This window comes from Kocuria subflava, from assembly GCF_012163155.1.
In the GTDB taxonomy this organism is placed as follows: domain Bacteria; phylum Actinomycetota; class Actinomycetes; order Actinomycetales; family Micrococcaceae; genus Kocuria; species Kocuria subflava.
Genome location: NZ_JAAVUN010000001.1, coordinates 317,188 through 340,634, shown reverse-complemented (window position 1 = coordinate 340,634; position 23,447 = coordinate 317,188). Strand labels below are relative to the sequence as shown.

Below are 23,447 nucleotides of genomic sequence, written 5' to 3'. Positions count from 1 at the left end.
CCGCCACAGGACTCTGACCAGCGACAACACCGGCCAAGTCAGCCAGGAGCTCTCAAGTGGCACGAGTCAGGTCTGATGATGAGATCACCAGCAACAGGGTGTCATCTCATCAATAGCCGGTGATTTCACGGACGGACCGGTGCCGGCAGCACAAAAGCCGTGGGTGGGACACTCGAAAGGAGTGTCCCACCCACGGCTTTCACCGGCTGCACCGGGAAGCGCAGACCCACAACAGATCTGCGCCCAAGATCACTTCTTGTTGCGGCGCTGGTGGCGGGTCTTACGAAGCAACTTGCGGTGCTTCTTCTTGGACATACGCTTGCGGCGCTTCTTGATGACGGAGCCCATAGACGATCCTCACTTGTGTCTGGTCGGCCCGGCCCGCCATGGCAGTGTCACGTGCGTCTTCATGAGCTCAAACGGCTCACGACGGCGGTTCACCGGGTGGAACCGAAAGGCCACTGAATGGACCTTTCGAAGATTGGTTCCCCGGAAGTCTACCCGTTTCGGCTGCAACGGCGTTATTCGAGGAGTTCACCGGCTTCAGCCGGTACGACGTTCATCCCGCCCGGCGGCAAAATCCTCCGGGATGTCATCGTCAGCAGGTAATGACTGAACGGCTTCGGAATCACCGGGGGTGTCGACGTCGTGCCCGGAGTTGCGGGCCACCTGCAAGGCAACGGCCTCCTTGACCGGGCTCTGCTCCGCTGTGGAATCCGCAGGTTGCGCCCCGTTGGACCACACGCGCCCGGAGGCCAGCGGACCCGTGGTGGGACCAACGGTCTCCATGCCGTCGGTACGCGGAGCGCGCTCTGGGTCCACCCCGGCCTCCACGTACTGGTACTCGATGTGTTCCTCCACCAGACGCGCAGCCAAGGTGTTGTCCCCGGCCAGCACGGCGGAGAAGATCGCCTGGTGCTCGGCACGGATCCGGTCCACGGTTTTGGACCACAACGGAACGTGACCCACCAGCGCCATGGTGTATTCGTAAATCGAATCCCGCAGCGCGGACATCAACGCTGCCACCAACGTGTTGTCCGCGGATTTCACCAGGGCTATGTGGAAGCTCACGTAGAGGTGGTGGAATTCCTTGAGGGAGATGTCATCCCGCCCCATTTCACGCAGCAGGGTCCGCAGTTCCGCCATGGCCGGAGAACGGTGATCCGCATTGGTCAGCGCCCAGGTTTCCAACAGGACACGCGTCTGCACAATGTCGCGCAGCGGATAGTCCGCCGTTGCCATGTGCAGCTGGAGAGCGGGGCCCGCAGAGGCTGCGGGCTCCCGCACCAGCATGGGCAGGATGGTCTTGCGGCTGCCTTCATACAGCCGCAAGACACCCTGAGCTTCCAGGATCTTGAGGGCTTCACGCATGGTGCCACGGTTCACGCCCAGCACGGAGGCGAGATCCTTGTCCGTCGGGAGTTGTTGACCCAGTACCAGGTTCCCGTCAAACAGCTCGTTCTCCAACCATTGGAGGACTCTTCTATGCGTGGCCATGCCCTTTAGCCTACGTGCATCCCAGCGATCAGATGACTCCCTGGGCGAGCATTGCGTCAGCCACCTTCATGAATCCCGAAATATTTGCACCTGCAACGTAGTTGCCGGGCAGACCGTAGTCCTCCGCGCTTGCAGCGCAGTTGTCGTGGATTCCGCGCATGATCTCGCGCAGGCGGTCATAGGTGTAGTCAAAGCCCCACGAGTCACGGGAAGCGTTCTGCTGCATTTCCAGCGCTGAAGTGGCCACACCACCTGCGTTGGCCGCCTTGCCCGGGGCAAAGAGCACGTCCGCGTTCTGGAACAACCGGGTGGCCTCAGCCGTGGTGGGCATGTTGGCACCTTCAGCCACTGCCACCACACCGTTGCTCAGCAGCGCCTTGGCATCCTTGCCGTGCAGCTCGTTCTGCGTGGCACAGGGCAGGGCGACGTCGGCGGAGACCTCCCACACGGAGCCCTTCCCCGAAGGAATGAACTTGGCGGAGCCGCCGCGACGCTCGACGTAGTCGTTGATGCGCCCGCGCTCCACATCCTTGATCTGCTTGAGCAGCTCAAGGTCAATGCCCTTGGGATCGTGCACGTAGCCGCTGGAGTCAGAGGCGGTGACCACGTTGGCTCCGAACCGCTGCGCCAGTTCGGTGGCGTAGATGGCCACGTTGCCGGAACCGGAAACGGAGACGGTCTTGCCGTCCAAGGTGTCATTGCGGGAGGCCAGCATGTCCTGGACGAACATGACGGTGCCGTAACCCGTGGCCTCCGTGCGCACCAGGGAGCCACCCCAGGACAGACCCTTGCCGGTCAGGACACCGGATTCGTAGCGGTTGGTGATGCGCTTGTACTGGCCGAACAGGTAACCGATTTCACGCCCACCCACGCCGATGTCACCGGCGGGAACGTCCGTGTACTCCCCGATGTGGCGGTAGAGCTCGGTCATGAAGGACTGGCAGAAGCGCATGACTTCCTCATCCGAGCGCCCGGCCGGGCTGAAGTCGGAACCACCCTTGCCGCCGCCAATCGGCATGCCGGTCAGGGAGTTCTTGAAGATCTGCTCAAAGCCCAGGAACTTGATGATGCCCAGGTACACCGAGGGGTGGAAACGCAGCCCGCCCTTGTACGGGCCGAGGGCGGAGTTGAACTCGACCCGGAAACCACGGTTGATCTGCACCTTGCCGGCATCATCAACCCACGGCACACGGAAGATGATCTGACGCTCGGGCTCGCAAATCCGCTCGATCACGGAGGCATCCAACAGCTCCGGACGCCGCGAGACCACCGGGCCCAAAGATTCCAGGACCTCGTCCACTGCCTGGATGAACTCCTTCTCACCGGGGTTGCGCTTGAGAACGGCATCGCGCACTGGCTGCAGTTTTTCGTCCACCTCAGACACCTTTCGTGGGGGTCAGCTCTGAATCAGGGTGGGGCAATCGAGCGCGTGACCCGCCGATGCACCCCCAGCAGTCTGGCAGACCAGCCGCCCGGGGGACAGTTGAGGGCTCAGGCCTGCTGCCGCAGGAGCGTCACACGGGTGACTTTGCGTGTCCGTTTCACCCGGATCGTCCACGACGACGACGCAGAACCTGCGCCAACAAACCCCTGCTGCGCGGTTGCTCATCAGACTGGAGCACCACGTGGGGATCAAGCACCGGCACGGACGGCGTGTGAGGTGCCCCGTCAGGCTGGAGAACAACCTTGGACGGGCCGGCTTCTGCCTCGCGTGGAACTGAACCTGTCTGGTCTGAAAGCGCACCTCTCTGGCCTGAAACCGCGCTTGATGGGCGCGGAACCACCCGTGTCTGAACCGGATTCGAGCCTGTTTGGTTGACCTGGTCAGCTGCCGTGAGTGCTGCGAACTGCTGCAGCCACTGCCGGATGGGCTCCAAACCTGCGGCATTGACCCGGTACAGGCGGCGCTGACCGTCCGCACGCTGCTCAACCAGTGCGGCTTCGCGCAGAATACGCAGATGTTTGGAGACCGTGGGCTGGGAGGCACCAACCTCCTCCACCAGATCCCCCACCGGGCGCTCACCCGTGGAGAGGGCCACCAACAGGGCACGACGCGTGGGATCGGCCAACACCGCAAAAATCTCAGATGACATCATGGCCAGACTATCGGCCGCACCCACTCGTCAGGGGCGACTCAACGGCATCCGGGGTGTCAGTCGTACCAGGGGTCCAAACCCCACTGGGGGAACACTTCACGGCGGGTGGCCATGACCACACGGTCGGTGTCGTCGTCGGGATCGAATCCGACCTCCCAGGACCGCCACCACAGATCCACCCGGTCCCCCATGTACTCCTGGGGCTTGCCGCCGTAGTTCTCTTTCACATAGTCCCGCCAGGTGGGCGGGATCGGAGTGGTCACGGGCAATGGTTTGCCACTGACCACCGCCACCAGGTGGGACCAGGACCGGGGGACGACGTCGTAGCAGTCGTAACCGCCACCGCCGGTGGCGATCCATCGGCCCTCACAGAACCGGTCTGCCATCTCCGCCACGTTCAACATGATCTCCCGCTGACCGTCAATGCTGACGCGCAAGTGCGTGAGGGGGTCGGACAGGTGGGAGTCACAACCGTGCTGGGAGACGATCACCTCCGGGCGGAACTGCTCAACCAACGCCGGCACCACAGCGTGATAGGCGCGCAACCATTGGGCATCCTCCGCCGTGGGCGGCATGGCGATGTTCACGGAGGTGCCCATGGCTTCCCCGGTGCCGATCTCATTGGCAAACCCCGTACCCGGGAACAGCGTGGTCCCGGATTCGTGGATGGAAATGGTCATCACGTTCGGGTTGTCCAAAAAGATGGACTGCGTGCCGTCCCCGTGGTGACCGTCCACATCCAAGTACAGCACCCGTTTGACGCCGTTGTTCAGCAGATGCTGAATGGCTACAGCGCAGTCGTTGTAGACACAGAAACCACTGGCCTTGTCCGCAAACGCATGGTGCATGCCACCACCAAAATTCACCGCCCGGACCACCGTCCCGTCCAAGATGGCTTGTGCACCCTGGAAAGAACCACCGGCCAATCTGGCGGAGGCCTCATGGATTCCGGCGTAACCAGGGGTGTCCTCAGTACCCAAACCGCTGTCCGGGCGGGACAGTGTGGGGTCCTGGCTGACCTCACGCACCGCGGTCACGTAATCCGCCGTGTGCGCCAACCTCAAGTGGTCATCCTCAGCCACCTCCGGGACCTCCACAGTCACCGAATCCCGACGATCCAAGCCGTACTCCTGGACCAGGCGCCACGTGGCATCAAGCCTGGAGGGGTGCATGGGGTGGTATGAGCCGAAGTCATAGTTCAGCAACTGTGGGCTCCAGAAGAGCCGAGTGGGCTGCGAGGCTACTGTTGGCTGGATCACACCTTTATTAGACCATCCGAGCCACCTTTGATGTGACAAAGTTCCCAGTTCTGCACACAGTTGACGCGCTTGCCTGGTCACTCGCAGGCCAGAACCGGTCACTCGCAGGCCAGAACCGGTCACATGCAGGCCAAAAGCAGTCACATGCAGGCCACATCCGACTCCCATGCCCTCATCCTGGGGTCATACTGTCACCCGTATCGTCACACGATCCGGTGGCAGGCACCGGTGACACCATCCGGTGCACGTCATCCGGACCACGCCAATCGGTGCGCACCACCCGGTGACCACCACCACGGCCACACCCCCACATCCTCCAAGGAGCCCAGGTGCCACAAACCCTGGGGGCCCGCGTCCCCTCCGCAGAAACCACACGAGTACGTGGCGCGCTGGGTGCTACCCGCGATCTGGTGGATCGTCTGGCCCAGTCCTCACCGGCACGACTGGCCGTGCTGGTGTTCGCAGGCGTCGTCGTGGTCTTCACCCTGCTGCTGTGGCTTCCGGCCTCCTCCCAAGGAGAGCGTGCCACCAGCTTCACAGACGCCCTGTTCACCGCCACCTCCGCCGTGACGGTGACCGGCCTGACCGTGGTGCCCACCGCGGAGCACTGGTCGCTGACCGGGCAGGTCATCATCCTGTTCGCCATCCAGATCGGCGGCCTGGGCACCCTGACCATGACCTCCATCCTGGCCATGGCCATCGGCCGCCAGCTGGGGCTGCGCTCCAAGCTGATCACGCAGGAAGCCCTGAACGTGGGCCGGCTCGGTGAAGTCGGCTCGCTGCTGCGCACCGTGGCCATCACCTCCGTGGTGATCGAAGGCACCCTGGCACTGATCTTGACCATCGGCTTCCTGGTGGCCGGTGAAAATCCCGCCACAGCCTTGTGGCACGGGGTCTTCTACTCCATCTCGGCTTTCAACAACGGTGGGTTCACGCCGCACTCGGACGGTCTGGTCCCGTACTTTGACACCGCAGCGCACACGTGGCTGATCCTGTTCCCCATCACCCTGGGGGTGCTGTTGGGTTCCTTGGGCTTTCCCGTGATCCTGGTGCTGCGGCAGGTGGGATGGTTGAAGTTCTCCCGCTGGAACCTCAACACCAAGCTCACCGTGGTCACCACGTTCATCCTGACCTTTGTGGGGTGGGTGCTGTGGACGGCGTTCGAGTGGAACAACTCCGCCACCATCCAAAACGAATCAGCCGGTCACAAGATCTTCCAAGGGTTCTTTGCCTCCACCATGATGCGTTCGGGTGGATTCAACCTGGTGGACATGAGCCAGGTGGAACCGGTCACCCTGCTGCTCACGGACGCCCTCATGTTCGCTGGTGGTGCTCCCGCTTCCACAGGCGGCGGCATCAAGGTGACCACTCTGGCCGTCGTCGTACTGGCCATCCTGGCCGAAGCCCGCGGTGAGCGGCATGTGATCGCCTTCCACCGCACCGTCCCCGAATCCGTGCTGCGTATTGCCATCTCCGTGATTGCCATGGGGGCCACCATTGTTCTGGTGGCTTCCGGGCTGCTGCTGGCCATCTCCGGGCAGCCGCTGGACCGTGTGGCGTTCGAGGTGATCTCCGCCTACGCCACCTGCGGCCTGTCCACCGGGCTCTCCGCGGAAATGGGGGCCGCAGGCAAGGGAGTCCTGGTGGTGGTGATGTTGGTGGGGCGCATCGGAACCACCACGGTGGCCACGGCCCTGGCACTGCGGTCACGGCGTAGGTTGTACCAGTACCCGGAAGAGAGGCCCATCATTGGGTGATCGTCACAGCAAGTCCCATGAAGTTCCCGTGCTGGTGATCGGCATGGGCCGGTTCGGCACGGCCACCGCCCTGCAGCTGGTCAACCAGGGCCGGGAGGTCATGGGCGTTGAACGTGATCCGTCCCTGGTGCAGAAACTGGTGGGGCACATGACGCACATCGTTCAGGCCGAGGCCACGGACATTGATGCCCTCCGGCAGCTCGGAGCGGCCGAGTTCCGCCACGCCGTGGTGGGTGTGGGCACCTCCGTGGAGTCATCCGTGCTGATCACCGCCAACCTGGTGGACCTGGGTGTGGAGCGGATCTGGGCCAAGGCCATCAGCAAGTCCCACGGCAAGATCCTCTCCCGGATCGGTGCCCATCACGTGATCTTCCCGGAGGCCGACGCCGGACGCCGCACCGCCCACCTGGTCTCCGGGCGGCTACTGGACTACATGGAGTTCGATGACGACTTTGCCATCGTCAAGATGCACCCACCCCGTGAAACCCAGGGCTTCACGCTGGCCGAATCGGATGTCCGGGCCAAGTACGGGGTCACCGTGGTGGGTGTGAAGTCCCCCGGTGAAGAATTCAGTTACGCCACACCGGGGACCACCGTGACATCCAGGGATACTCTGATCGTTGCCGGGCACACTCAGTTGATCGAACGCTTCGCCGCCCGACCGTAGGTCAACACCGGCTCCGGTGCCAGGCCTGCGTCAGCAAGCCGGTTGCAAGGGAGTTGGGCATGTCCGCTCGATCACGTCACGTACTGGTGGTGGCCGTTGCCCTGGCCGCGGTCCTTCTCCTGTTGGCGCTGGTCCTCAACTGGGACCGGGTGCGCGGCTATGAACAGCATTTTGAGGAGAAAATTGCCGTGGGCTCCGCTGCGGACAGCACGGAACCGGCAGCCACCGCGGTACCTCCGGCCCCAGTTCCCAGTTTTGGTGCGTTGGAGGTCACCGGCCAGGAGGCGTTGAGCGAACGCACCACCCTGTACTCCCTCTCAACACCCCTGGTGGCCACGCCCGAGACCACAGACGGCCCCACCGTGATGGTCACCTTGCGGGAGGGATACGACCCCTCACAGAAGTACCCCGTGCTGTATCTGCTCACCGGTACCGCCGAGGGTGAATCTCCTTCTGGCTGGTACGACGAAGCCTCCGTGGAGGATGCCACCGCCGGTTTGAACGCGATTGTGGTGGCCCTGGATGACGGTTGGTACGGCTGGTACACGGACTGGACCGTGCCCGGTGATGAGCCCCGTGCCTGGCGCACCTTCCACCTGGATCAGATGATCCCGTGGGTGGATGCCACGTTCCCCACCATCAACTCCCCCTCCGGTCGCGCCGTGGCAGGGGCCTCCGCTGGTGGGTTCGGGGCCATGACCTACGCGGAGGTGCGGCCAGATCTGTTCGGAGACTGTCAGCGCACCACCCGGGCCGATTGGGATGACCATGACCCCTCCCTGAACACGGAGTCCCTGGCAGGCAAGCCCCTGTGGGTGTACTCGGGCTCTGGGGATTATTACGAGGCTCAGCTGCAGGAGACATCACAGGAGTTCGCGCGGGCAGCCACGTCCTCTGGTGCGCAGGTCACCGAACGCACGTACGCGCAACTCAACGACGACGGCGCCCACGCTCCTGCCGGTGAGTGCACCGAAGGTCATGAGTGGAGCTGCTGGTCCATGTCCTTGAAGGACTGGACTCCTGAGCTGCAAGCGTTCTTTGATCGCGGCTGACGCACTGCCCCGCTGGGGATGGTCTCCCCCGTTGTGAGGAGACAAGTCGGCACCATCGGCTGAGGTGGCGCCGACCGGGCCTCTCTACCGTGGACGGTGAGACCACCGGAATACGAGGAGCAACGTGACCACCTCCCCCGTTCATCCCCGCAACCACCCGCCGCGCCTGCCTGCGTGGGCACGAGTACTGATCCCGGTGGTGGTGTTCATGCCTCTGGCTGCCAGCCCTTTGCTGGCGTTGCAGCTACCTGCAGTGCGCCATGCAGCCGACCAACCCACACTGTGGGGTGCCGTCACACTCGTGGCTGCCTTTGGCATCGCGTTGACGGCATATCTGGTGGTTTCGATCCTTCTGGTGCGCTGGGTGGACCGCCGTCCTGCTGCGGCCCTGGGTTTGAAGGTCACCGTCCACGGCCTGACGGGCATGGGGGTTGGAGTGCTGGTGGCCCTGCTGGTGGGTGTCGGAGGCACGGTGGTGGCAGATGTCCTGGGCCTGGGCCGCGACGCCGCCCAGGCGGCTGACTCATTCCTGGAATACCCCGACCTTGCGTTGCTGGTTCTGCTGCTTGGGCAGGCTTTCGTGCTGCAGGGCATCGGGGAGGAAGTACTGTTCCGCGGCTACCTGTTGCAAACCCTGAACAAATCGCCCAGGGCGGCGGTGTTCATTGCTGCCGCGGCGTTCGCCGTGCCGCACCTGAGCTCCCAAGGCGGGCAGGAATCTGCAGTGGAGCACCTGATCTACCTCTGGATCCCGTTCGGCTTCTCCGTCAGTGCGGCGGCTCTGGCCATCAGGTTTCGTTCCGTGTGGGCGGCGGTGGGTGTCCACGGTGGGTTCCACGTGTCCACGTACCTGTGTTTTGCGCTGGGGCTCACCCTGCAAGGACCCGGACTGTGGTTGGTCTTGGGCACCGCGCACCTTGTGGTGGGAGTGATTCTGATGGCACAGACACCGAGCGGTCGGTGGCGGGAGATCGCCACCTGTGGCACCTACACCCCATCCGCCATCTCTGAACCACGGAGTCGCCATTGAGTTTCTACCGCCCGTCACCGAGACCTCCGTTATGACCCGAATATCACGCGAATGTGGGCCTTATCGGAGGTCTCGGGGCGGGTGGAACGCCTCCGTGCTGATGAGTCACTTCCGATTCTCGCGCAGAAACTCATCGGTCATCGCTTGCGTTTCTGAAACCTTGCGTCGAATCTGCGCGTGGGCCATCCCTTGTTTCCACTGCTTGTCCCACAACAGGGCATGACCTACAGCAACAAATAGCGCGAGTGCTCCGAGAGAAAAGGCCCATGGACCATTCCACGCGCCCGGTGTGGCCAGTAATCCACCCACCAAAACGCCCGATGCGGCAGCGATAACCAGATCAGCCAGAAGGAGGCCCACGCCGCCGGGACTCGGATGCCGCTGCACCCGAGTGAAGTGAGCAAAAACCAACGAGCCGACCAGAGTTTGTACCAGGACTAGGGCAACCACCAGCCCCGCGCACACAAGAAAACCCAAGCGCTCAAGAGGTAGGAGGAAAGGCAACAAGAGTCCGAGGGCGATCAACGGAAGCCCATAGGTGAAAATATCGAGCACGATGCGGCCAATAAAAATGTCACCGAAACTTGGTGGCTCCCAGGGCTCATCCAAGTCAATCCGACTGTTCAAGTATGGGTCTCCACCAAAACTAGTCACGCCACTTCCCCCTGACCATCAGAGCAACATCATTGACAGTCAATCACGATCGCAACTCGCGGACTGGTACCAGTGCCCATCACACCGGTTGCTGGACCCAGCCAACAGAAAGGTCGAGACCTCCGTTATGACCCGAAAATCAGGCAAATGTGGGCTGTAACGGAGGTCTCGGCAGGGGGTGGGGGTGGGGGTCAGCCGCAGAACTCCTGCTCCATGGCATCTCCCCTATTGGCCGATGCCGCCACGGCATCGGCCACCAGCTGCTCGATCCCTCCGTCCAAGAAGGTGTTGATGGCCTGTTCCGTGGTGCCGTTGGGACTGGTCACGGCTTTGCGCAAGGCCTCGGCATCGGCGTCCTCACGGGAGAGCAGCACTCCGGCGCCGCTGACCGTCTCCTTGGCCAGGACACGGGCCACCTCCGGGTCCAGGCCCAGCTTCTGGCCGGCCTTCTGCATCATCTCGGCGAGCAGGAACACATAGGCAGGTCCGGAACCGGAAACCCCGGTCACGGCACGGATCTGCTCCTCCGGGACGTTCACCACGGTGCCCACCTGGGAGAGAAGACCGGACACGGTGTCCAATTGCTCCTGCGATGTGTGCTCGCCTCCCGTCACGGAGAATACACCGCGCCCCACGGAGGACGGCGTGTTGGGCATGCTCCGCACGATCGGCTGTCCCTGGGGCAGATGATCAGCCATGGCGGCCAGCGTGATGCCTGCTGCCACGGAAACCACCACAGTTCCTGGGCTCAACGCCTCTGAGATCTCATCACACAGTTCCAGGATGGCGTAGGGCTTGACCCCCAGCAGCACCACGTCGGCACCATCCACGGCACGCGTGTTGGCTGCTGCATCCGCATCCGAGGCGAACACCTGCACACCGGTTTCCTCCGCCAGCTTCTGTGCGGATTCCTCCGAGCGCGTGGTGGCCCGCATCCTGTCCGCGGAAACCCCGGAGGCCAGCACCCCGCGCAGGATGGAGCCGTTCATGGAGCCGGTGCCCAAGAAGGCGATCACAGGAGCCGTTGCGTCAGCGGTCTCCGCCGGGGCTGATGTGTCAGTCATGGAACGGTCCTTTCACAAACGCACGTCACGCGGGGGCCGTCCTGACCGTCAGGCTCCCGAGCTCTTGCGGAAATGGGTCCGGGCAAAGTCCAAGGACTCCGCCATCATGGCGTCCCGGTGGTCTTCGGACTTGGCGGAACGGGTGTTGATCTCCACGCCCAGAACGCCTTGCCAGTCGTGATCGGCCAGGTAGCGCAAGGTCTCTGCCACCGGCTGTTGGCCTTGGCCGGGGATCAGGTGTTCATCGGAGGTGCCGCCGTCGTTGCCGTCCGTCAAGTGGATGTGGCCCAGTCGCGAACGCAGCTCCCGGACGGCCTCCAAGGAGTTGACCTTGGCGATCGAGGCGTGGGAGAAGTCCCAGGTGACCCAGTCGTAGTCGAACTTCCGGGGATCCCAGTGGGGGCGGTACATCTGCATTTCGCGCCCACCCACCCGCCACGGGTACATGTTCTCCACGGCAATCTTCACGCCGGTCATGTCAAAGAGTTTGTGCACGCCTTCCACAAAGGAACGCCCGTACTTGGGTTGCCAGGCAAAGGGCGGGTGGGCCACCACCACGTCCGCGCCCACCTGTTCCACCATCTTGGCGGCCATCTGGATCTTGGTCCATGGTCTGCCCCACACCTGCTGGGTGAAGAACAGCGTGGGCGCGTGGATGGCGGAAATGGGCATCTGGTACTTCTGGGAAGCATCCAACAGCTGATGGGTCAGCTGGGTCATGCGCTGGTGGGTGACCAGCACCTCCACGGAGTCGTAGCCAAGTTCTGAAGCCACCCGGAAGGTCTCCGGGGGCTCTGCCAGGAACAGGCAGCTGGTGGACAGCGCCACGTGCGGGGTGGGCCCGGCGGACTCCCCCGATGCACCGGCAACAGGGTTGGGGCCAGGATCTTGTGCAGCCGACTCAGCCATGTCAGCTCACCCGCCCGATGATCTCTGACGGGCGGTTCAGCACCACATCCGGGTCCACGTGCAAACGGTCCAGGCGTCGCAGGATCACACCTTCACGCAATGCCCACGGGCAGATCTGCACGGTCTCCACCCCCAACATGGACATGGCCGACTCAGCCACAATGCCTGCCGCCAACATCTGTGCGGCACGGTTGACGGAGACCCCGGGCAATTCCGCGCGTTCGGAGGCGGTCATGGCCTCCATGCGTCGGGTCCACAGGCGCAGGTCCTCAAGGTGCATGGGCCGCGGAACGTAGGGCCCCTCGCCCTTGGGTGCTGCACCGCAGATCCGGGCCAGAGAGCGGAAAGACTTGGAGGTCCCAGCCGTCAACGTGGGGGTTCCCACGGCGGAGATGGTCTCCACGGCAGGGGTCAACAGACGGGTCACGTGCTGCCGGAGGCGCTTGGTTTCCGAGGGCAGTGCGGCCTCCCCGTGGATGAACCGGCGGGTCAGACGCGCTGCCCCCAACGGCACGGACACGGCAGCAGCCGGCAATCCGTTGTCCCCGATGGCCATTTCAAAGGAACCGCCACCGATGTCCAGGTCAAGAATCCGCCCAGCACTCCACCCGAACCATCGGCGTACTGCGGAGAAGGTCACGGCAGCCTCTTGGTCGCCTGAGATCTCGATCAGGTTCACACCGGAGCGTGACTGCACGTGCTCCAGGACCTCGCCACCGTTGCCGGCCTCGCGGATGGCGGAGGTGGCAAAGGCCAGGAGGTCCTCGGCGTCGTTCTCCGCGGCAAAATCTCGGGCCTCGGTGACAAAGGAGGTCAGGGCATCCCGGCCCTCCGCACTGATGTTGCCCGCAGCATCCAGGTACCGCACCAACCGCAGATCCGTCTTGTGGGAGGCGTAGGGCACCGGTTGGGAGCCCGGATACACATCCAGCAGCAGCAGGTGAACGGTGTTGGACCCGACGTCCAGGACTCCCAAGCGCATGGGTCCGAGCCTACTTGGCCGCAGCCGTGGATCGCTTACGGGTGGTGGTTCCCGCCTTCTTGCGAGTCCCCGGGCTCCCGGACTTGGCCCGCGACGACGACGCCCGCCCCGTCTTCTTGGGAGCCGGTCCCTTGGCGCGCTTCTCCGAGAGCAGCTGGCTGGCCCGCTCCGGGGTCATCTGCTCCACGGTTTCTGAACGCGGCACGGTCACGTTGGTTTCGCCATCGGTGATGTACTCGCCGAACCGGCCTTCCTTGATGATCATGGGCCGCTCCGTGATGGGATCCGTGCCCAGGTCCTTCAGGGGCGGCTTGGCGGCACCGCGTCCGCGCTGCTTGGGCAGTGCGTAGATCCGCTGGGCTTCCTCCAGCGTGATGCCGAAGATCTGATCTTCTGTGCTCAGCGAGCGTGAGTCCGAGCCCTTCTTGAGATACGGCCCGTAGCGCCCGTTCTGGGAAGTGATCATCTCCCCGTCCTTGTCCTCACCCACTTCGCGGGGCAGGGACAGCAGCTTCAGGGCATCGTCCAGGGTCAGTTCCTGCATGTCCATGGACTGGAACAACGACGCCGTCCGCGGCTTGGGTTTCTCGATCTTCTTGGGCTTGGGGTTGCCGTTCTTGTAGTACTCGGTGGGAATGGCATCCAGCTCTTCCTGAGTGGGTTCAGGAATGACCTCTGAAACGTAGGGGCCGTAGCGGCCGTCCTTGACCACAATGGTGCGCCCGGTCTGGGGGTCCGAGCCCAGTTCACGGCCATCGGCCCGGCCAATCTCCATGAGCTCGGTGACCTTCTCCGGCGTCAGCTCGTCCGGGGCCAGGGATTCGGGAACGTTGGCGCGCACCGGATCCGTGACCTCACCGGTTTCGGCATCCACCGATCCCCCTGATTCCAGGTAGGGCCCGTACTTACCCACACGCAGGGTGACGTCCTCGGTGAGCTTGATGGAGTTCAGCGCCCGGGCGTCAATGTCCCCCAGGTCATCCACGATCGGCTTGAGACCGTTCTCCGAGCCGTCCTCTCCGAAGTAAAAGCGCTGCAGCCACTCCTGACGGTCCTCCTCACCGCGAGAGATCCGGTCCAGGCCTTCTTCCATCTCTGCGGTGAAGTCATAGTCCACGTAGTCGGAGAAGTGTTCTTCCAGCAGACGGACCACGGAGAACGCCGTCCAGGACGGGATCAGTGCGGTGCCGCGGACCTTGACGTAGCCGCGGTCCACGATCGTGGAAATCACAGCCGCGTAGGTGGAGGGTCGGCCAATGCCCATCTCGTCCATGGCCGCCACCAGGGAGGCTTCCGTGTAGCGGGCCGGAGGACGGGTGGAGTGACCGTCCGCGGTGACCTCTGCGGCCTCCAGGGCATCGCCCTCTTCCATCTGCGGCAGGCGCTTGTCCGTAGCCTTGCCAGAATCCTGCGAGTCCTTGGAGGTGTCCTTGGCTTCCTGGTATGCGGAGAGGAAACCCGGGAAGGTGATCACGGTGCCGGAGGCCGTGAATTCGGCGGCGCGGCCATCCGTTGCGGTGGCGCCCAACCGGACCGTGGCAGTGAAACCCTTGGCATCAGCCATCTGGGAGGCCACGGTGCGCTGCCAGATCAGCTCGTAGAGCTTGAACTCATCGGCAGACAGGGACTTGCGCACCTGGTCCGGTGTGCGGAAGGAGTCCCCGGCGGGGCGGATGGCCTCGTGCGCCTCCTGGGCGTTCTTGGACTTGGAGGCATAGGTGCGCGGGGAATCCGGAACGTAGTCCGCCCCCCACAGCTCCTTGACCTGGCGCCGCGCTGCCGTGACGGCCTGCGTGGACAGGGCCACGGAGTCCGTACGCATGTAAGTGATGTAGCCGTTTTCGTACAACCGCTGCGCCACCTGCATGGTGGAACGTGCGGAGAAGTGCAGTTTGCGGGCGGCGTCCTGCTGCAACGTGGACGTGGTGAACGGGGCCTTGGGACGGGAGACGTAGGGCTTGGTCTCTTGGGACACGACCGTGAAGGCGGCCTCTGCCAAGCCCTTGGCCAAGGAGGTGGCTTCCTGCTCGCCCAGGTGGACCAGTGTGCCGGGCTTCTTCAGGGCGCCGTCGTCGTTGAAATCCTTGCCCCCGGCAACCTTTTTGCCGTCCACGGTGACCAACCGGGCGCCAAAGGTGGAACCGGCATCCGGGCCCGTGGTGCACGTGAACTGGCCATTGAGATCCCAGTAGTCGGCGGAGACAAACGCCATGCGCTCGCGTTCGCGCTGAACCACCATGCGGGTGGCCACGGACTGAACACGGCCTGCAGAAAGTCCGGAGGAGACCTTGCGCCACAGCACGGGAGAGATTTCGTAACCGTAGAGGCGGTCCAGCACACGCCGGGTTTCCTGGGCGTCCACCAGGTCCTGATCCAGGTCCCGCAACTCGCCAAAGGCGCGCTCAATGGCCTCCCGGGTGATTTCCGGGAAGGTGATCCGGTAGACGGGAACCTTGGGCTTGAGGACCTCGTACAGGTGCCAGGCGATGGCCTCACCTTCACGGTCACCATCCGTGGCCAGGTAGAGGGCGTCACATTCCTTGAGCTTGCGCTTGAGCTCTGTGACCTTTTTCTTCTTGTCCGGGTTGACCACGTAGTAGGGGTCAAAACCGGAGTCCACGTCCACGGCGAACTTGCCGTAGGAGCCCTTCTTCATCTCCGTGGGCAACTCGGAGGGCTGCGGAAGATCACGGATGTGGCCCATGGACGAATCCACCTCATAGGCGTCACCCAGGTACCCCGCAATGGTCTTGACCTTGGACGGGGACTCCACGATGAGCAGGCTCTTGCCTGTTCCCGTGTTCTTGTTGGCCACAGTCTCTCCTCAGCGCCTCTGCGCGGTTGTCTCTGCCGACTTCACACCGTAACTTCCCCACCTTAACCGCACGAACATTGGGCGCCGTCCGCGCGCCCAGCCCTGTGGATCGCGGGATCGGGCACTGTTCAAGGTGGGATCGCGGGCTAGGCAAGGCGGGATCAGGCACCCGAGCCAGGCTCGGTGCAGCACAGCAAAAGGCCGCGGAACCCTCCAAGGTTCCGCGGCCACAAGCGGTGATGTGATTCAGTCGTCCTGGTCTTGGGAATCCGTTGCGGTGTTGGCCGAGACGGGGAAGGCGCGCCCGGAGACCTGCTCAGGCTCGATCACCACAAAGTAGGGCTTGAAGGAACGGATCCAGGGGCGCAGGTTCAGACCTTCGGCCATCTCGAACTCAGGACCGTCCTCGATACGGCGAGCGCGTCCGTGGACCACTACGGAAGTGACTTCCTGGTGTTCGTCATCCAGACGCACCTTGCGGTCGGCTTCAAAGGCCACCTGGTTGTTGATCACCAGGGAGGCCAGCTTGGAACCCTGCGCGGTGCGAAACCACAGCTTGCGCTGGTGGACCACAAAGTTCACGGGGAAAATGTCCACCACTCCGGAGACCACCACGGCCAGGCGCCCGAAAGGCTCCGAATCCAGCAGTTCCCAGGCTTCATCACGGGTCAGTTCGCGGTATCGGTTCTCGGTGCTCATGCGGGCATTATTTCATCGCACGAGCCCCCAGTCAGCCCCGTGTCAGTCATCCGGGGCAAGGAATCCGTCCGTCAACAGGTGGCGGGCCTCCTCCAGAGCGGCTTTGCCCTCCACGGATTCTTCCGCCGGTTGCTCCCAGCCCAACAGGGCACCCAGTGCGGTCACGATCTGATGCACGGACAGCTCACCGTCACAGGCCCCCACCAGTCCAGCCGTGTTGGAGGTCAGCACGTTGGTTCGCTGCAGTCCTGCCCCTTGGCGCAGCAGGATCACGGAGGGGTCCGCAGCGCCCGGGCGCAGGTGCCGCTCCTCGGTCACGTGCTCCGGCACCACCAGATGCAGATCCGTCCAGCGTTGCCCCAGTACGTCCAGGACGTCCTGACGCTGCACCGCCTCGGCCGTGACCGGGGCAATGGGCTGCTGGAATGGGTGGGTCAGTTCCTCAAAACGACGACGACGCTGCCTGGAACGCCCCGGTTTCTGCAACCGGACGTAGCCGAAACCAACGGCAGCCACATTCCGTGCGGCAAAGTCCTCCAAGTAGGCGCGATACGCGGACTCATAGCTGTCACGGTCCAGGTGTTCGGAGGCATCCCGCAACCAGGTTTCGGCGTAGCTTTCCGGACTCTGGGTTTCGCGTTGGATCACCCAGGCATCCAGTGCCTCCGGGATCCACGCGGCCACCCGGTCCTGCCAACCCTGCCCGTCCTGGCCGCCGGCTCCGTTCTGGAAGCTCGCGCCGTTCTGGCTGCCCGTCCCGTCGAATTCTTGCCGCGTGGCGGGGACCTCCCAGTTGGCCAGAAGATGCGCCACCGCACCTGTGGTCATCACGGTGTCCAACTGCCCCACCAGATCCGCCACCAGACGGTCCCCGGGGCGGCCGCCGTCGCGGTAGGTGTACCGCTCTGCTTCCGTCTCCCCTGGTGAGCGCGGGGTGATCACGAAGGGCGGGTTGGTGACCACCAGGTTGAACTGGTCACCGGCCACGGGCTCCAGCAGGGACCCTTGCCGCAGTGCCACCCGGTCTTCCAGATGCTCCGGATCCAACCCCAGCGCCGGCGCATTGAGCACCAGGTTGAATCGGGTGAACGCCAGCGCACGCTCGGATAGGTCCGTGGCCACCACGTGGCGGCAATGCTGCAGAAGATGGAAGAGCTGGACCCCACACCCGGTGCCGATGTCCAGAGCCCGCTGGACCTGTGGGCGTTCCGTGATCTGTGCCAATGTCAGGGAGGCTCCGCCGATGCCCAGCACGTAATCGTGGCGCAGTGCAGCACCCGGGCGCTGGAAGGCGGTCAGATCCGCAGCCACCCACAACTCCAGTCCGCTGTCTGCGGCATGCAGATCAAGATCCACCACGGAGCGGACCCAACCCTGGCTGACGTTCTGCGTCAGGCCACCGTCCTGGACGGAGTCTTCCCCCGGAGAACTCAGGCCCAAGGCGGCCTCCACCAGGCCCAGGTCCATCCACTGGTCAAGCTCGATCTGCGGCAGAACACGCTTGACTTCCTGCACACTCACCGGCCTGGCCAGGATGAACAGTTCAATCAGTGCGCAGGCCCCGTCCCAGGTCCCGGTGCTTCGGTGTCGGTCCAGAGCCAGCAGGGCCGGTGCTGCTTGATCGCGGCTGAGGGCCTCCACCGCGGAGTCACCCAGATGGCGCCGAACACCGTCGGCAGTGAAATCCGCTGATTCCAGGACTTCACGGAAAGCGCGGATGGCACTCAGGTCATCAGAGCGGGGCGCTCCGGCCACCTGGCTGAAGGCAGAAGTGGTTCTCATGCGTTGACCTCGGGGTGGGCGGGACGGCATCCGGTGGGGCAGCGCAGGCCGTCGTCGTCGTGAATCCGGACGTGCTCGGCACAGGCCAGGACGCGGTGATGGCAGGTGGGATCACTGCAGTTGACAAAGGTGTTGGCCGGCTTCCCGCAGACGTCGCAGGTCCCGATCACGGCAGCCTCCGGGGAGAAGTCGATGGCGCCGCGAGCGTCAAAAACGGCCAACGATCCCTCCCACAAACCCGAGTCCTGGCGGGCCTCCCCGTAGCGGACGATGCCACCGTCCAGCTGGTAGACCTCCTGGAAACCACGCTGGATCATCAGGGCGGAGAGGAACTCGCAGCGGATGCCACCCGTGCAGTAGGTGACCACAGGTTTGTCCTTGAGGTGGTCGTACTTGCCGGAATCCAGTTCCGTCACAAAGTCGTGGGTGGTCTCCACCTCCGGGACCACGGCGTCCTTGAACTTGCCGATCCGCGCTTCCCAGGCGTTACGGCCGTCAAAGAACACCAGGTCATCCCGGGAACCAGCCATGTGGTCCAGCTCCTGCGGGGAGATGTGGGTGCCACCGCCCACCACACCGTTCTGGTCCACGGTCACCTGACCGGGTGCACCGAATGCCACCAGCTCATCACGCACCTTCACGGACAGACGCGGGAAATCCCCGGCCGATCCATCCGACCATTTCAGTTCCATGCCCCGGAATCCCGGGTAGGAACGGGTGATCTTGGCGTACTGCTTCAGCGCGTTGACCTCACCACCCACGGTTCCGTTGAGACCCTCCGGGGAGACCAGGATGCGGCCGCGCAAGCCCAGGCGTTCGCACAGTTCCCGTTGCCACAGCGCTATGGCCTGCGGATCGGGAAGCGGAGTGAGGCTGTAGTACAAGAGGATGCGATTCACGGACACGCAACCAGGGTAGTCGCGTGCCCGTGAACGGGGTGCCGGGCTGGATCAGCCCCGGCAAGCCAGGCGGGGCTGATGCCTCAGACGTAGTGCGGGCCTCAGCCCAGGCGGAAGCTGCGTCCGGTGACCCGGGTGGGTTCGATCTCCACGAACTCGATCTTATCCGTGTCCAGCCACGGCTTGAGATCCAAGGACCGCGCGTGTTCCAGTTCCGCAGAATCCGTGAGCTGACGGGCGCTGCCACGCACCATCACGGACCAGGCGGTGTCACCGGCCACCCGATCGATCTCCAGTGCCACCTTGCCGGTCAGGGTCAGGCGGAAGAGTTTGGCGCCGCGGGCAGTGCGGAAGTACAGCTTCCGGTTGGAGGCCACAAAGTTGATGGGGGTGATCTCGATTTCCTGGTCGTCCATGGTGGCCAGACGCCCGAATCGCGCCGCCTCCAGGTACTCCCAGCACTGGTCCTCGGTCAGAGCCTCACTGGCCTTGGCCTGCTGGTGGGCCTGGCTGTCATCCGGCAAGGGGGCTGGGTTCATCATGCTTCCGGTGCTCATACCTAGATTCTTGCACCCGCCGTGGCGGGCATCACACAGGCTGGCAATTTCTTACCCATCGGCAGTGGAGTTCATGCCTTGCGGCGGTGGGAGAATGCCGCCTGTGCCTGAATTCGATTCCCTCATCCCCTTGCTGGGCCGTGGTGCCGCCCCGGAGGAGATCCGGCACATCCGAAACCTGCCCGCCCGTGAGGCTGTGACCTCGCCGTGGCCGGATGCCATTCACCCGGATGTGGTGCAGGCCTACGCACTGGCAGGGGTTCATCATCCGTACCGGCACCAGGCAGAGGCCATGACTGCTGCCGGTCAGGGCCACACCGTGGTGGCCACGGGTACCGCCTCTGGCAAGTCCATGGCATACCAAGCACCCGTGCTGTCCACCATTCACGCGGGCCGTTTGATCGCCCAGGCCTCCCCCGGTGTCCTGCAGCACCCGGAGGAAGCCACTGCCCTCTACCTGTCACCCACCAAAGCCCTGGCTGCAGATCAGTTGACCGCGTTGCAGGCGCTGTCCCGGCACCTGAGCGCCCGGGTGCACAGCTACGACGGCGACACCCCGCAGCAACAGCGCCGCTGGATCAGGGACCATGCAGATCTGGTGCTGTGCAATCCGGACATGCTCCACACCGGGGTGCTGCCCAATCACCCTCAGTGGTCCAGGTTCCTGCGGCGGCTGCGCTACGTGATCGTGGACGAGGCCCATGTGTACCGGGGTGTGTTCGGCTCACACGTGGCCAACGTGCTGCGGCGGCTGCGCCGGGTGGCCGCCCTCTACGGCACCGATCCGGTGTTCATCGGGGCATCTGCGACTTCTGCTGCACCCCAGGACTCGTTCTCCCGGTTGATCGGTGTGAACCCGGATGCTGTCACGGCGGTGACCAGAGATGATTCCCCTCACGGCGCCGTGACCGTGGTGCTCTGGGAACCCGAACAGTCCGGCCCGGAGGGTGAGAACGGTGCACCCACGCGCCGCAGTGTGTTGGCCGAGTCCGCGGACATGCTCACGGACCTGGCCCTGAAACAGGTCCGCACGCTGGCTTTCGTGGGGTCCCGCCGTGGTGCGGAAGCCGTGGCGCAGATGGCGCACCGGCAGCTGGATGAGGTGGAACCGGGGCTGGCTCACCGCGTGGCCGCCTACCGCGCCGGTTTCCTTCCGGAGGAACGCCGGGAGCTGGAGGAGCAGTTGCGCGACGGCCGTCTCCTGGGCCTGGCCTCCACATCAGCGCTGGAACTGGGGATCGACGTTGCCGGACTGGATGCAGTGTTGGTGGCCGGGTGGCCTGGAACACGGGCGTCGTTCTTCCAACAGGTGGGACGTGCGGGACGTGCAGGGCAGGACGCCCTGGCTGCGTTCATTGCCCGGGACGACCCCCTGGACACCTACCTGGTGAACCACCCGGAGGCCATTTTTGATGTGTCCGTGGAAGCCACCATCTTCGACCCCGGCAACCCGTACGTCCTGGCCCCGCACCTGTGCGCCGCCGCTGCCGAGCAGCCCCTCAAACCCTCGGATCTGGACCTGTTCGACCCCGCCGCACCCGGCATCCTGGAATCTTTGGTCAACGCCGGACAGTTACGACGACGCCCGGCCGGCTGGTTCTGGACCCGATCGGAAGATCCTGCGGCCATGATCTCCATCCGGGCAGAAGGTGGCGGCCCGCTGAACATCATTGAGACCGACACCGGGCAGTTGCTGGGATCCATTGGAACGGGTCAGGCCCACCAGCAGACTCACCCTGGTGCCATCTACGTGCATCAGGGCCGAACCTACGTGGTGGAGGACCTTGACCTGGCACACCACGTGGTCTCCGTGACCCGGGCTCACCCTGACTACTACACCCAGGCGCGGGACGTGACCTCTGTGAAGGTGATCAAGGAGGAACGTCACCAGACCTGGGGTCCCATCACCGTGCATTCGGGCCAGGTGCAGGTGACCTCCCAGGTGGTCTCCTACCAACGCAAGGCGATTCCGGGCAACGAGATCATTGGGGAGGAACCCTTGGAGTTGCCTCCCACGGATCTGTTCACCAAGTCCGTGTGGTTCACCGCACCAGGACCGGTGCTGGCCGCGGCAGGTGTTCAGGAAGCTGATTTCCCGGGTGCCTTGCACGCCGCCGAACACGCCATGATCGGCTTGCTGCCCCTGCTGGCCACGTGTGACCGCTGGGATGTGGGTGGCCTGTCCACGGCCCTGCATGCCGACACCCAACTGCCCACGATCTTTGTGCACGACGGCCACCCCGGAGGTGCCGGTTTTGCCGAACGAGGTTATGACATGGCGGCGTCCTGGTTTGCTGCCACCAAAGCGGCGATTGAGTCCTGTTCCTGCGAGTCCGGGTGTCCGTCCTGCGTGCAGTCGCCCAAGTGCGGCAACCGCAACAACCCGTTGGACAAGGCTGGTGCGATAGCACTGTTGGCAGCATTTCTGGACCACGCCCCCTCACCAGCCACGTCCGATACACCGACAGATGGGGTCACTGGCCGCTGAAGGGGCTGTCCTGGGGAGGCCCTGCACGGCTGACACTTTCGGCCTGCCCCAGGGGCGCGAGCGCACCGGTGAGGTCGATCCCCACCGTCACGTCCACCGTGCTCAGTTCAGGTTCCACCAGGGTGCACTCCAACAACTCGGCGTCGTTGTCCGACGCCACCTGTGCGGCGATCTGGCATGGGTCCCCCGGCATGAGACCGCGGGTCACATCCGCGGCAGCCAACGCGGAGAGGTCAGCCACGTTTCCGGCTCGGTGTTTCAGCACAGCGGCTTGCCCCACCAGAAGCACCACGCCCAGCAGGAAGATGGCCACCAACACGGTGGTCAGGCCGAACACGGTGCCGGACCCGTCATCCACATCACGGTTGTCCATCGAGGACCACCCCTTCCGTGATGGTGGAGGCCGATGCCGAGAGATCCAGGGCACCCCAGTCCCCCAAGATCCCGGGTGCCGGCATGACCACCTCCGCCTCGGCTCGGCCGTCACGAATGGCCACCGTGACTTCTGCTCGTTCTCCGGCAATGGAGCGGGCTTCCTTGACCGCGGCGGTCTCGGTCTCTCCACGCGCCACCACCCGCGCGGCAGCCCCGGCGGCTTCTTCACACCGCACTTGGGTGGCAGCAGCTGCTCCTCCGGCCAGAACCACGGCAAGCACCAGCATGATGGCCGGCAGCACCACGGCGGTTTCGGCCGTCACGGCGCCGTCGTCGTTGTGTTTGGGCCTGTGGAGGGGTGCGTGCGGCGGGTCTCCGAAAACCCTGCCGCACAGATGCCGCAGGCTGAACAGTGGGGTGGACATGCTGACCTCCTGATGAGGATCGAATGAAGCTGCCCGGGATTGACCCGGTGAGTGTGGAGGTGGGGAAGTCCTCAGGCCGCCGCAGAGGATTCCGCGGCGGCCCGAGTGCTCAGATGCCCAGGGCCTTGTTGATGATGGCCATGAGCAGTTCGCTCACGGCATCCGAGGCGATCACCGCTGCCATGACGCCGCCGAAGGCAGCAGCAGCCAGCAGGACAATGGCGTACTCGACCGTGGAGGCACCCAGATCGGGGTCGTGAGCCAGCAGCTGCGTTCCCGGTGCCATGACCTCGCCTTCCAGGGCCTGATCGGTGACCACGGCGTTGTTGTTGGTGGCGGCGGTGGCGGAGTTGTTGATGGTGGACATTGTTCTTCCTCCTTCTGTAGACCCCTGATGGGGTTGGTGACCGGCCCAGCAGGTGCTGGTCCGGGGCTTGTGG

22 protein-coding genes are annotated in these 23,447 nt (G+C 64.1%); 5 read left to right on the top strand and 17 right to left on the bottom strand.

Annotated features, from left to right (window positions below; translation table 11 throughout):
- Window positions 1–249: 249 nt before the first annotated feature.
- The 5 genes from GTW58_RS01545 to GTW58_RS01525 form a co-directional block, all read right to left on the bottom strand.
- Entirely contained in the window at window positions 250–348 is a 99-nt protein-coding gene (locus tag GTW58_RS01545) for a 30S ribosomal protein bS22 (protein ID WP_005504750.1), read from the bottom strand.
- Between the two features lie 195 nt (window positions 349–543).
- The gene (locus GTW58_RS01540; RefSeq protein WP_119933187.1) at window positions 544–1,497 is read right to left on the bottom strand and encodes a FadR/GntR family transcriptional regulator; all 954 of its coding nucleotides are present in this window, start codon (window positions 1,495–1,497) and stop codon (window positions 544–546) included.
- 28 nt (window positions 1,498–1,525) lie between these two features.
- On the bottom strand, window positions 1,526–2,872 hold the full coding sequence (gene gdhA, locus GTW58_RS01535; protein WP_119933186.1) for an NADP-specific glutamate dehydrogenase: 1,347 nt from the start codon (window positions 2,870–2,872) through the stop codon (window positions 1,526–1,528).
- A gap of 166 nt (window positions 2,873–3,038) precedes the next feature.
- Window positions 3,039–3,593, bottom strand: a complete 555-nt coding sequence (locus GTW58_RS01530; protein WP_119933194.1) for an ArsR/SmtB family transcription factor — start codon at window positions 3,591–3,593, stop codon at window positions 3,039–3,041.
- A 56-nt stretch (window positions 3,594–3,649) separates the two neighbouring features.
- Window positions 3,650–4,798: an acetoin utilization protein AcuC gene (locus GTW58_RS01525; protein WP_370448281.1), complete on the bottom strand. Its 1,149-nt coding sequence runs from the start codon at window positions 4,796–4,798 to the stop codon at window positions 3,650–3,652.
- 383 nt (window positions 4,799–5,181) lie between these two features.
- Here GTW58_RS01525 and GTW58_RS01520 point away from each other — a divergent pair, with 383 nt between their 5' ends.
- The 4 genes from GTW58_RS01520 (at window position 5,182) to GTW58_RS01505 (ending at window position 9,358) form a co-directional block, all read left to right on the top strand.
- Complete coding sequence (locus GTW58_RS01520; RefSeq protein WP_047689193.1) at window positions 5,182–6,609, top strand: TrkH family potassium uptake protein; 1,428 nt, start codon at window positions 5,182–5,184, stop codon at window positions 6,607–6,609.
- Window positions 6,602–7,276 carry a potassium channel family protein gene (locus tag GTW58_RS01515; RefSeq protein ID WP_255349590.1) on the top strand — a complete coding sequence of 225 codons (675 nt, stop codon included), beginning with the start codon at window positions 6,602–6,604 and terminating at the stop codon, window positions 7,274–7,276. The genes GTW58_RS01520 and GTW58_RS01515 overlap by 8 nt, the downstream gene beginning before the upstream one ends.
- A 59-nt stretch (window positions 7,277–7,335) precedes the next feature.
- On the top strand, window positions 7,336–8,328 hold the full coding sequence (locus tag GTW58_RS01510) for an alpha/beta hydrolase-fold protein (RefSeq protein ID WP_119933185.1): 993 nt from the start codon (window positions 7,336–7,338) through the stop codon (window positions 8,326–8,328).
- A 124-nt stretch (window positions 8,329–8,452) separates the two neighbouring features.
- Window positions 8,453–9,358 (top strand): CPBP family intramembrane glutamic endopeptidase, encoded by a 906-nt coding sequence (locus tag GTW58_RS01505; protein ID WP_119933184.1) that lies wholly within the window; start codon window positions 8,453–8,455, stop codon window positions 9,356–9,358.
- Between the two features lie 105 nt (window positions 9,359–9,463).
- Here GTW58_RS01505 and GTW58_RS01500 read toward each other — a convergent pair whose 3' ends face one another.
- The 9 genes from GTW58_RS01500 to GTW58_RS01460 all read right to left on the bottom strand — a co-directional run bounded on the left by GTW58_RS01500 (window position 9,464) and on the right by GTW58_RS01460 (window position 19,719).
- Entirely contained in the window at window positions 9,464–9,985 is a 522-nt protein-coding gene (locus GTW58_RS01500) for a hypothetical protein (protein ID WP_157980506.1), read from the bottom strand.
- 218 nt (window positions 9,986–10,203) lie between these two features.
- Window positions 10,204–11,076 (bottom strand): pyrroline-5-carboxylate reductase, encoded by an 873-nt coding sequence (gene proC / locus GTW58_RS01495; RefSeq protein WP_119933182.1) that lies wholly within the window; start codon window positions 11,074–11,076, stop codon window positions 10,204–10,206.
- A 48-nt stretch (window positions 11,077–11,124) separates the two neighbouring features.
- Complete coding sequence (locus tag GTW58_RS01490; RefSeq protein WP_119933181.1) at window positions 11,125–11,985, bottom strand: sugar phosphate isomerase/epimerase family protein; 861 nt, start codon at window positions 11,983–11,985, stop codon at window positions 11,125–11,127.
- Window position 11,986: 1 nt separating this feature from the next.
- A complete protein-coding gene (locus tag GTW58_RS01485) occupies window positions 11,987–12,967 on the bottom strand; it encodes a Ppx/GppA family phosphatase (RefSeq protein ID WP_119933180.1) in 981 nt (326 codons plus the stop codon).
- 10 nt (window positions 12,968–12,977) lie between these two features.
- Window positions 12,978–15,782 (bottom strand): type I DNA topoisomerase, encoded by a 2,805-nt coding sequence (gene topA, locus GTW58_RS01480; protein WP_119933179.1) that lies wholly within the window; start codon window positions 15,780–15,782, stop codon window positions 12,978–12,980.
- 246 nt (window positions 15,783–16,028) lie between these two features.
- Window positions 16,029–16,481, bottom strand: a complete 453-nt coding sequence (locus GTW58_RS01475) for a pyridoxamine 5'-phosphate oxidase family protein (RefSeq protein ID WP_119933178.1) — start codon at window positions 16,479–16,481, stop codon at window positions 16,029–16,031.
- A 42-nt stretch (window positions 16,482–16,523) separates the two neighbouring features.
- The gene (locus tag GTW58_RS01470; protein WP_119933177.1) at window positions 16,524–18,263 is read right to left on the bottom strand and encodes a DUF7059 domain-containing protein; all 1,740 of its coding nucleotides are present in this window, start codon (window positions 18,261–18,263) and stop codon (window positions 16,524–16,526) included.
- A complete protein-coding gene (gene trhO, locus GTW58_RS01465; RefSeq protein ID WP_119933176.1) occupies window positions 18,260–19,168 on the bottom strand; it encodes an oxygen-dependent tRNA uridine(34) hydroxylase TrhO in 909 nt (302 codons plus the stop codon). Before trhO ends, GTW58_RS01470 begins: the two co-directional genes overlap by 4 nt.
- 95 nt (window positions 19,169–19,263) lie before the next feature.
- The gene (locus tag GTW58_RS01460; protein ID WP_232818061.1) at window positions 19,264–19,719 is read right to left on the bottom strand and encodes a pyridoxamine 5'-phosphate oxidase family protein; all 456 of its coding nucleotides are present in this window, start codon (window positions 19,717–19,719) and stop codon (window positions 19,264–19,266) included.
- Between the two features lie 103 nt (window positions 19,720–19,822).
- Here GTW58_RS01460 and GTW58_RS01455 point away from each other — a divergent pair, with 103 nt between their 5' ends.
- Window positions 19,823–22,207, top strand: a complete 2,385-nt coding sequence (locus GTW58_RS01455) for a DEAD/DEAH box helicase (protein WP_232818060.1) — start codon at window positions 19,823–19,825, stop codon at window positions 22,205–22,207.
- Here the strand turns inward: GTW58_RS01455 and GTW58_RS01450 are convergent.
- The 3 genes from GTW58_RS01450 to GTW58_RS01440 form a co-directional block, all read right to left on the bottom strand.
- Window positions 22,194–22,580, bottom strand: coding sequence for an Rv3654c family TadE-like protein (locus tag GTW58_RS01450; RefSeq protein ID WP_119933173.1), 387 nt, complete (start codon window positions 22,578–22,580; stop codon window positions 22,194–22,196). The genes GTW58_RS01455 and GTW58_RS01450 overlap by 14 nt on opposite strands.
- Complete coding sequence (locus tag GTW58_RS01445) at window positions 22,567–23,007, bottom strand: TadE family type IV pilus minor pilin (protein WP_280842249.1); 441 nt, start codon at window positions 23,005–23,007, stop codon at window positions 22,567–22,569. The genes GTW58_RS01450 and GTW58_RS01445 overlap by 14 nt, the downstream gene beginning before the upstream one ends.
- 109 nt (window positions 23,008–23,116) lie before the next feature.
- The gene (locus tag GTW58_RS01440; protein ID WP_047689165.1) at window positions 23,117–23,374 is read right to left on the bottom strand and encodes a DUF4244 domain-containing protein; all 258 of its coding nucleotides are present in this window, start codon (window positions 23,372–23,374) and stop codon (window positions 23,117–23,119) included.
- Window positions 23,375–23,447: the final 73 nt, after the last annotated feature.

Excerpts from the sequence above, each read along its gene's own strand:
- GTW58_RS01545 (WP_005504750.1), bottom strand. The coding sequence starts at position 348 with ATGGGCTCCGTCATCAAGAAGCGCCGCAAGCGTATGTCCAAGAAGAAG.
- GTW58_RS01540 (WP_119933187.1), bottom strand. The coding sequence starts at position 1,497 with ATGGCCACGCATAGAAGAGTCCTCCAATGGTTGGAGAACGAGCTGTTT.
- GTW58_RS01530 (WP_119933194.1), bottom strand. The coding sequence starts at position 3,593 with ATGATGTCATCTGAGATTTTTGCGGTGTTGGCCGATCCCACGCGTCGT.
- GTW58_RS01510 (WP_119933185.1), top strand. The coding sequence starts at position 7,336 with ATGTCCGCTCGATCACGTCACGTACTGGTGGTGGCCGTTGCCCTGGCC.
- proC (WP_119933182.1), bottom strand. The coding sequence starts at position 11,076 with ATGACTGACACATCAGCCCCGGCGGAGACCGCTGACGCAACGGCTCCT.
- GTW58_RS01490 (WP_119933181.1), bottom strand. The coding sequence starts at position 11,985 with ATGGCTGAGTCGGCTGCACAAGATCCTGGCCCCAACCCTGTTGCCGGT.
- GTW58_RS01485 (WP_119933180.1), bottom strand. The coding sequence starts at position 12,967 with ATGCGCTTGGGAGTCCTGGACGTCGGGTCCAACACCGTTCACCTGCTG.
- GTW58_RS01475 (WP_119933178.1), bottom strand. The coding sequence starts at position 16,481 with ATGAGCACCGAGAACCGATACCGCGAACTGACCCGTGATGAAGCCTGG.
- GTW58_RS01470 (WP_119933177.1), bottom strand. The coding sequence starts at position 18,263 with ATGAGAACCACTTCTGCCTTCAGCCAGGTGGCCGGAGCGCCCCGCTCT.
- GTW58_RS01460 (WP_232818061.1), bottom strand. The coding sequence starts at position 19,719 with ATGAGCACCGGAAGCATGATGAACCCAGCCCCCTTGCCGGATGACAGC.
- GTW58_RS01450 (WP_119933173.1), bottom strand. The coding sequence starts at position 22,580 with ATGGACAACCGTGATGTGGATGACGGGTCCGGCACCGTGTTCGGCCTG.
- GTW58_RS01445 (WP_280842249.1), bottom strand. The coding sequence starts at position 23,007 with ATGTCCACCCCACTGTTCAGCCTGCGGCATCTGTGCGGCAGGGTTTTC.
- GTW58_RS01440 (WP_047689165.1), bottom strand. The coding sequence starts at position 23,374 with ATGTCCACCATCAACAACTCCGCCACCGCCGCCACCAACAACAACGCC.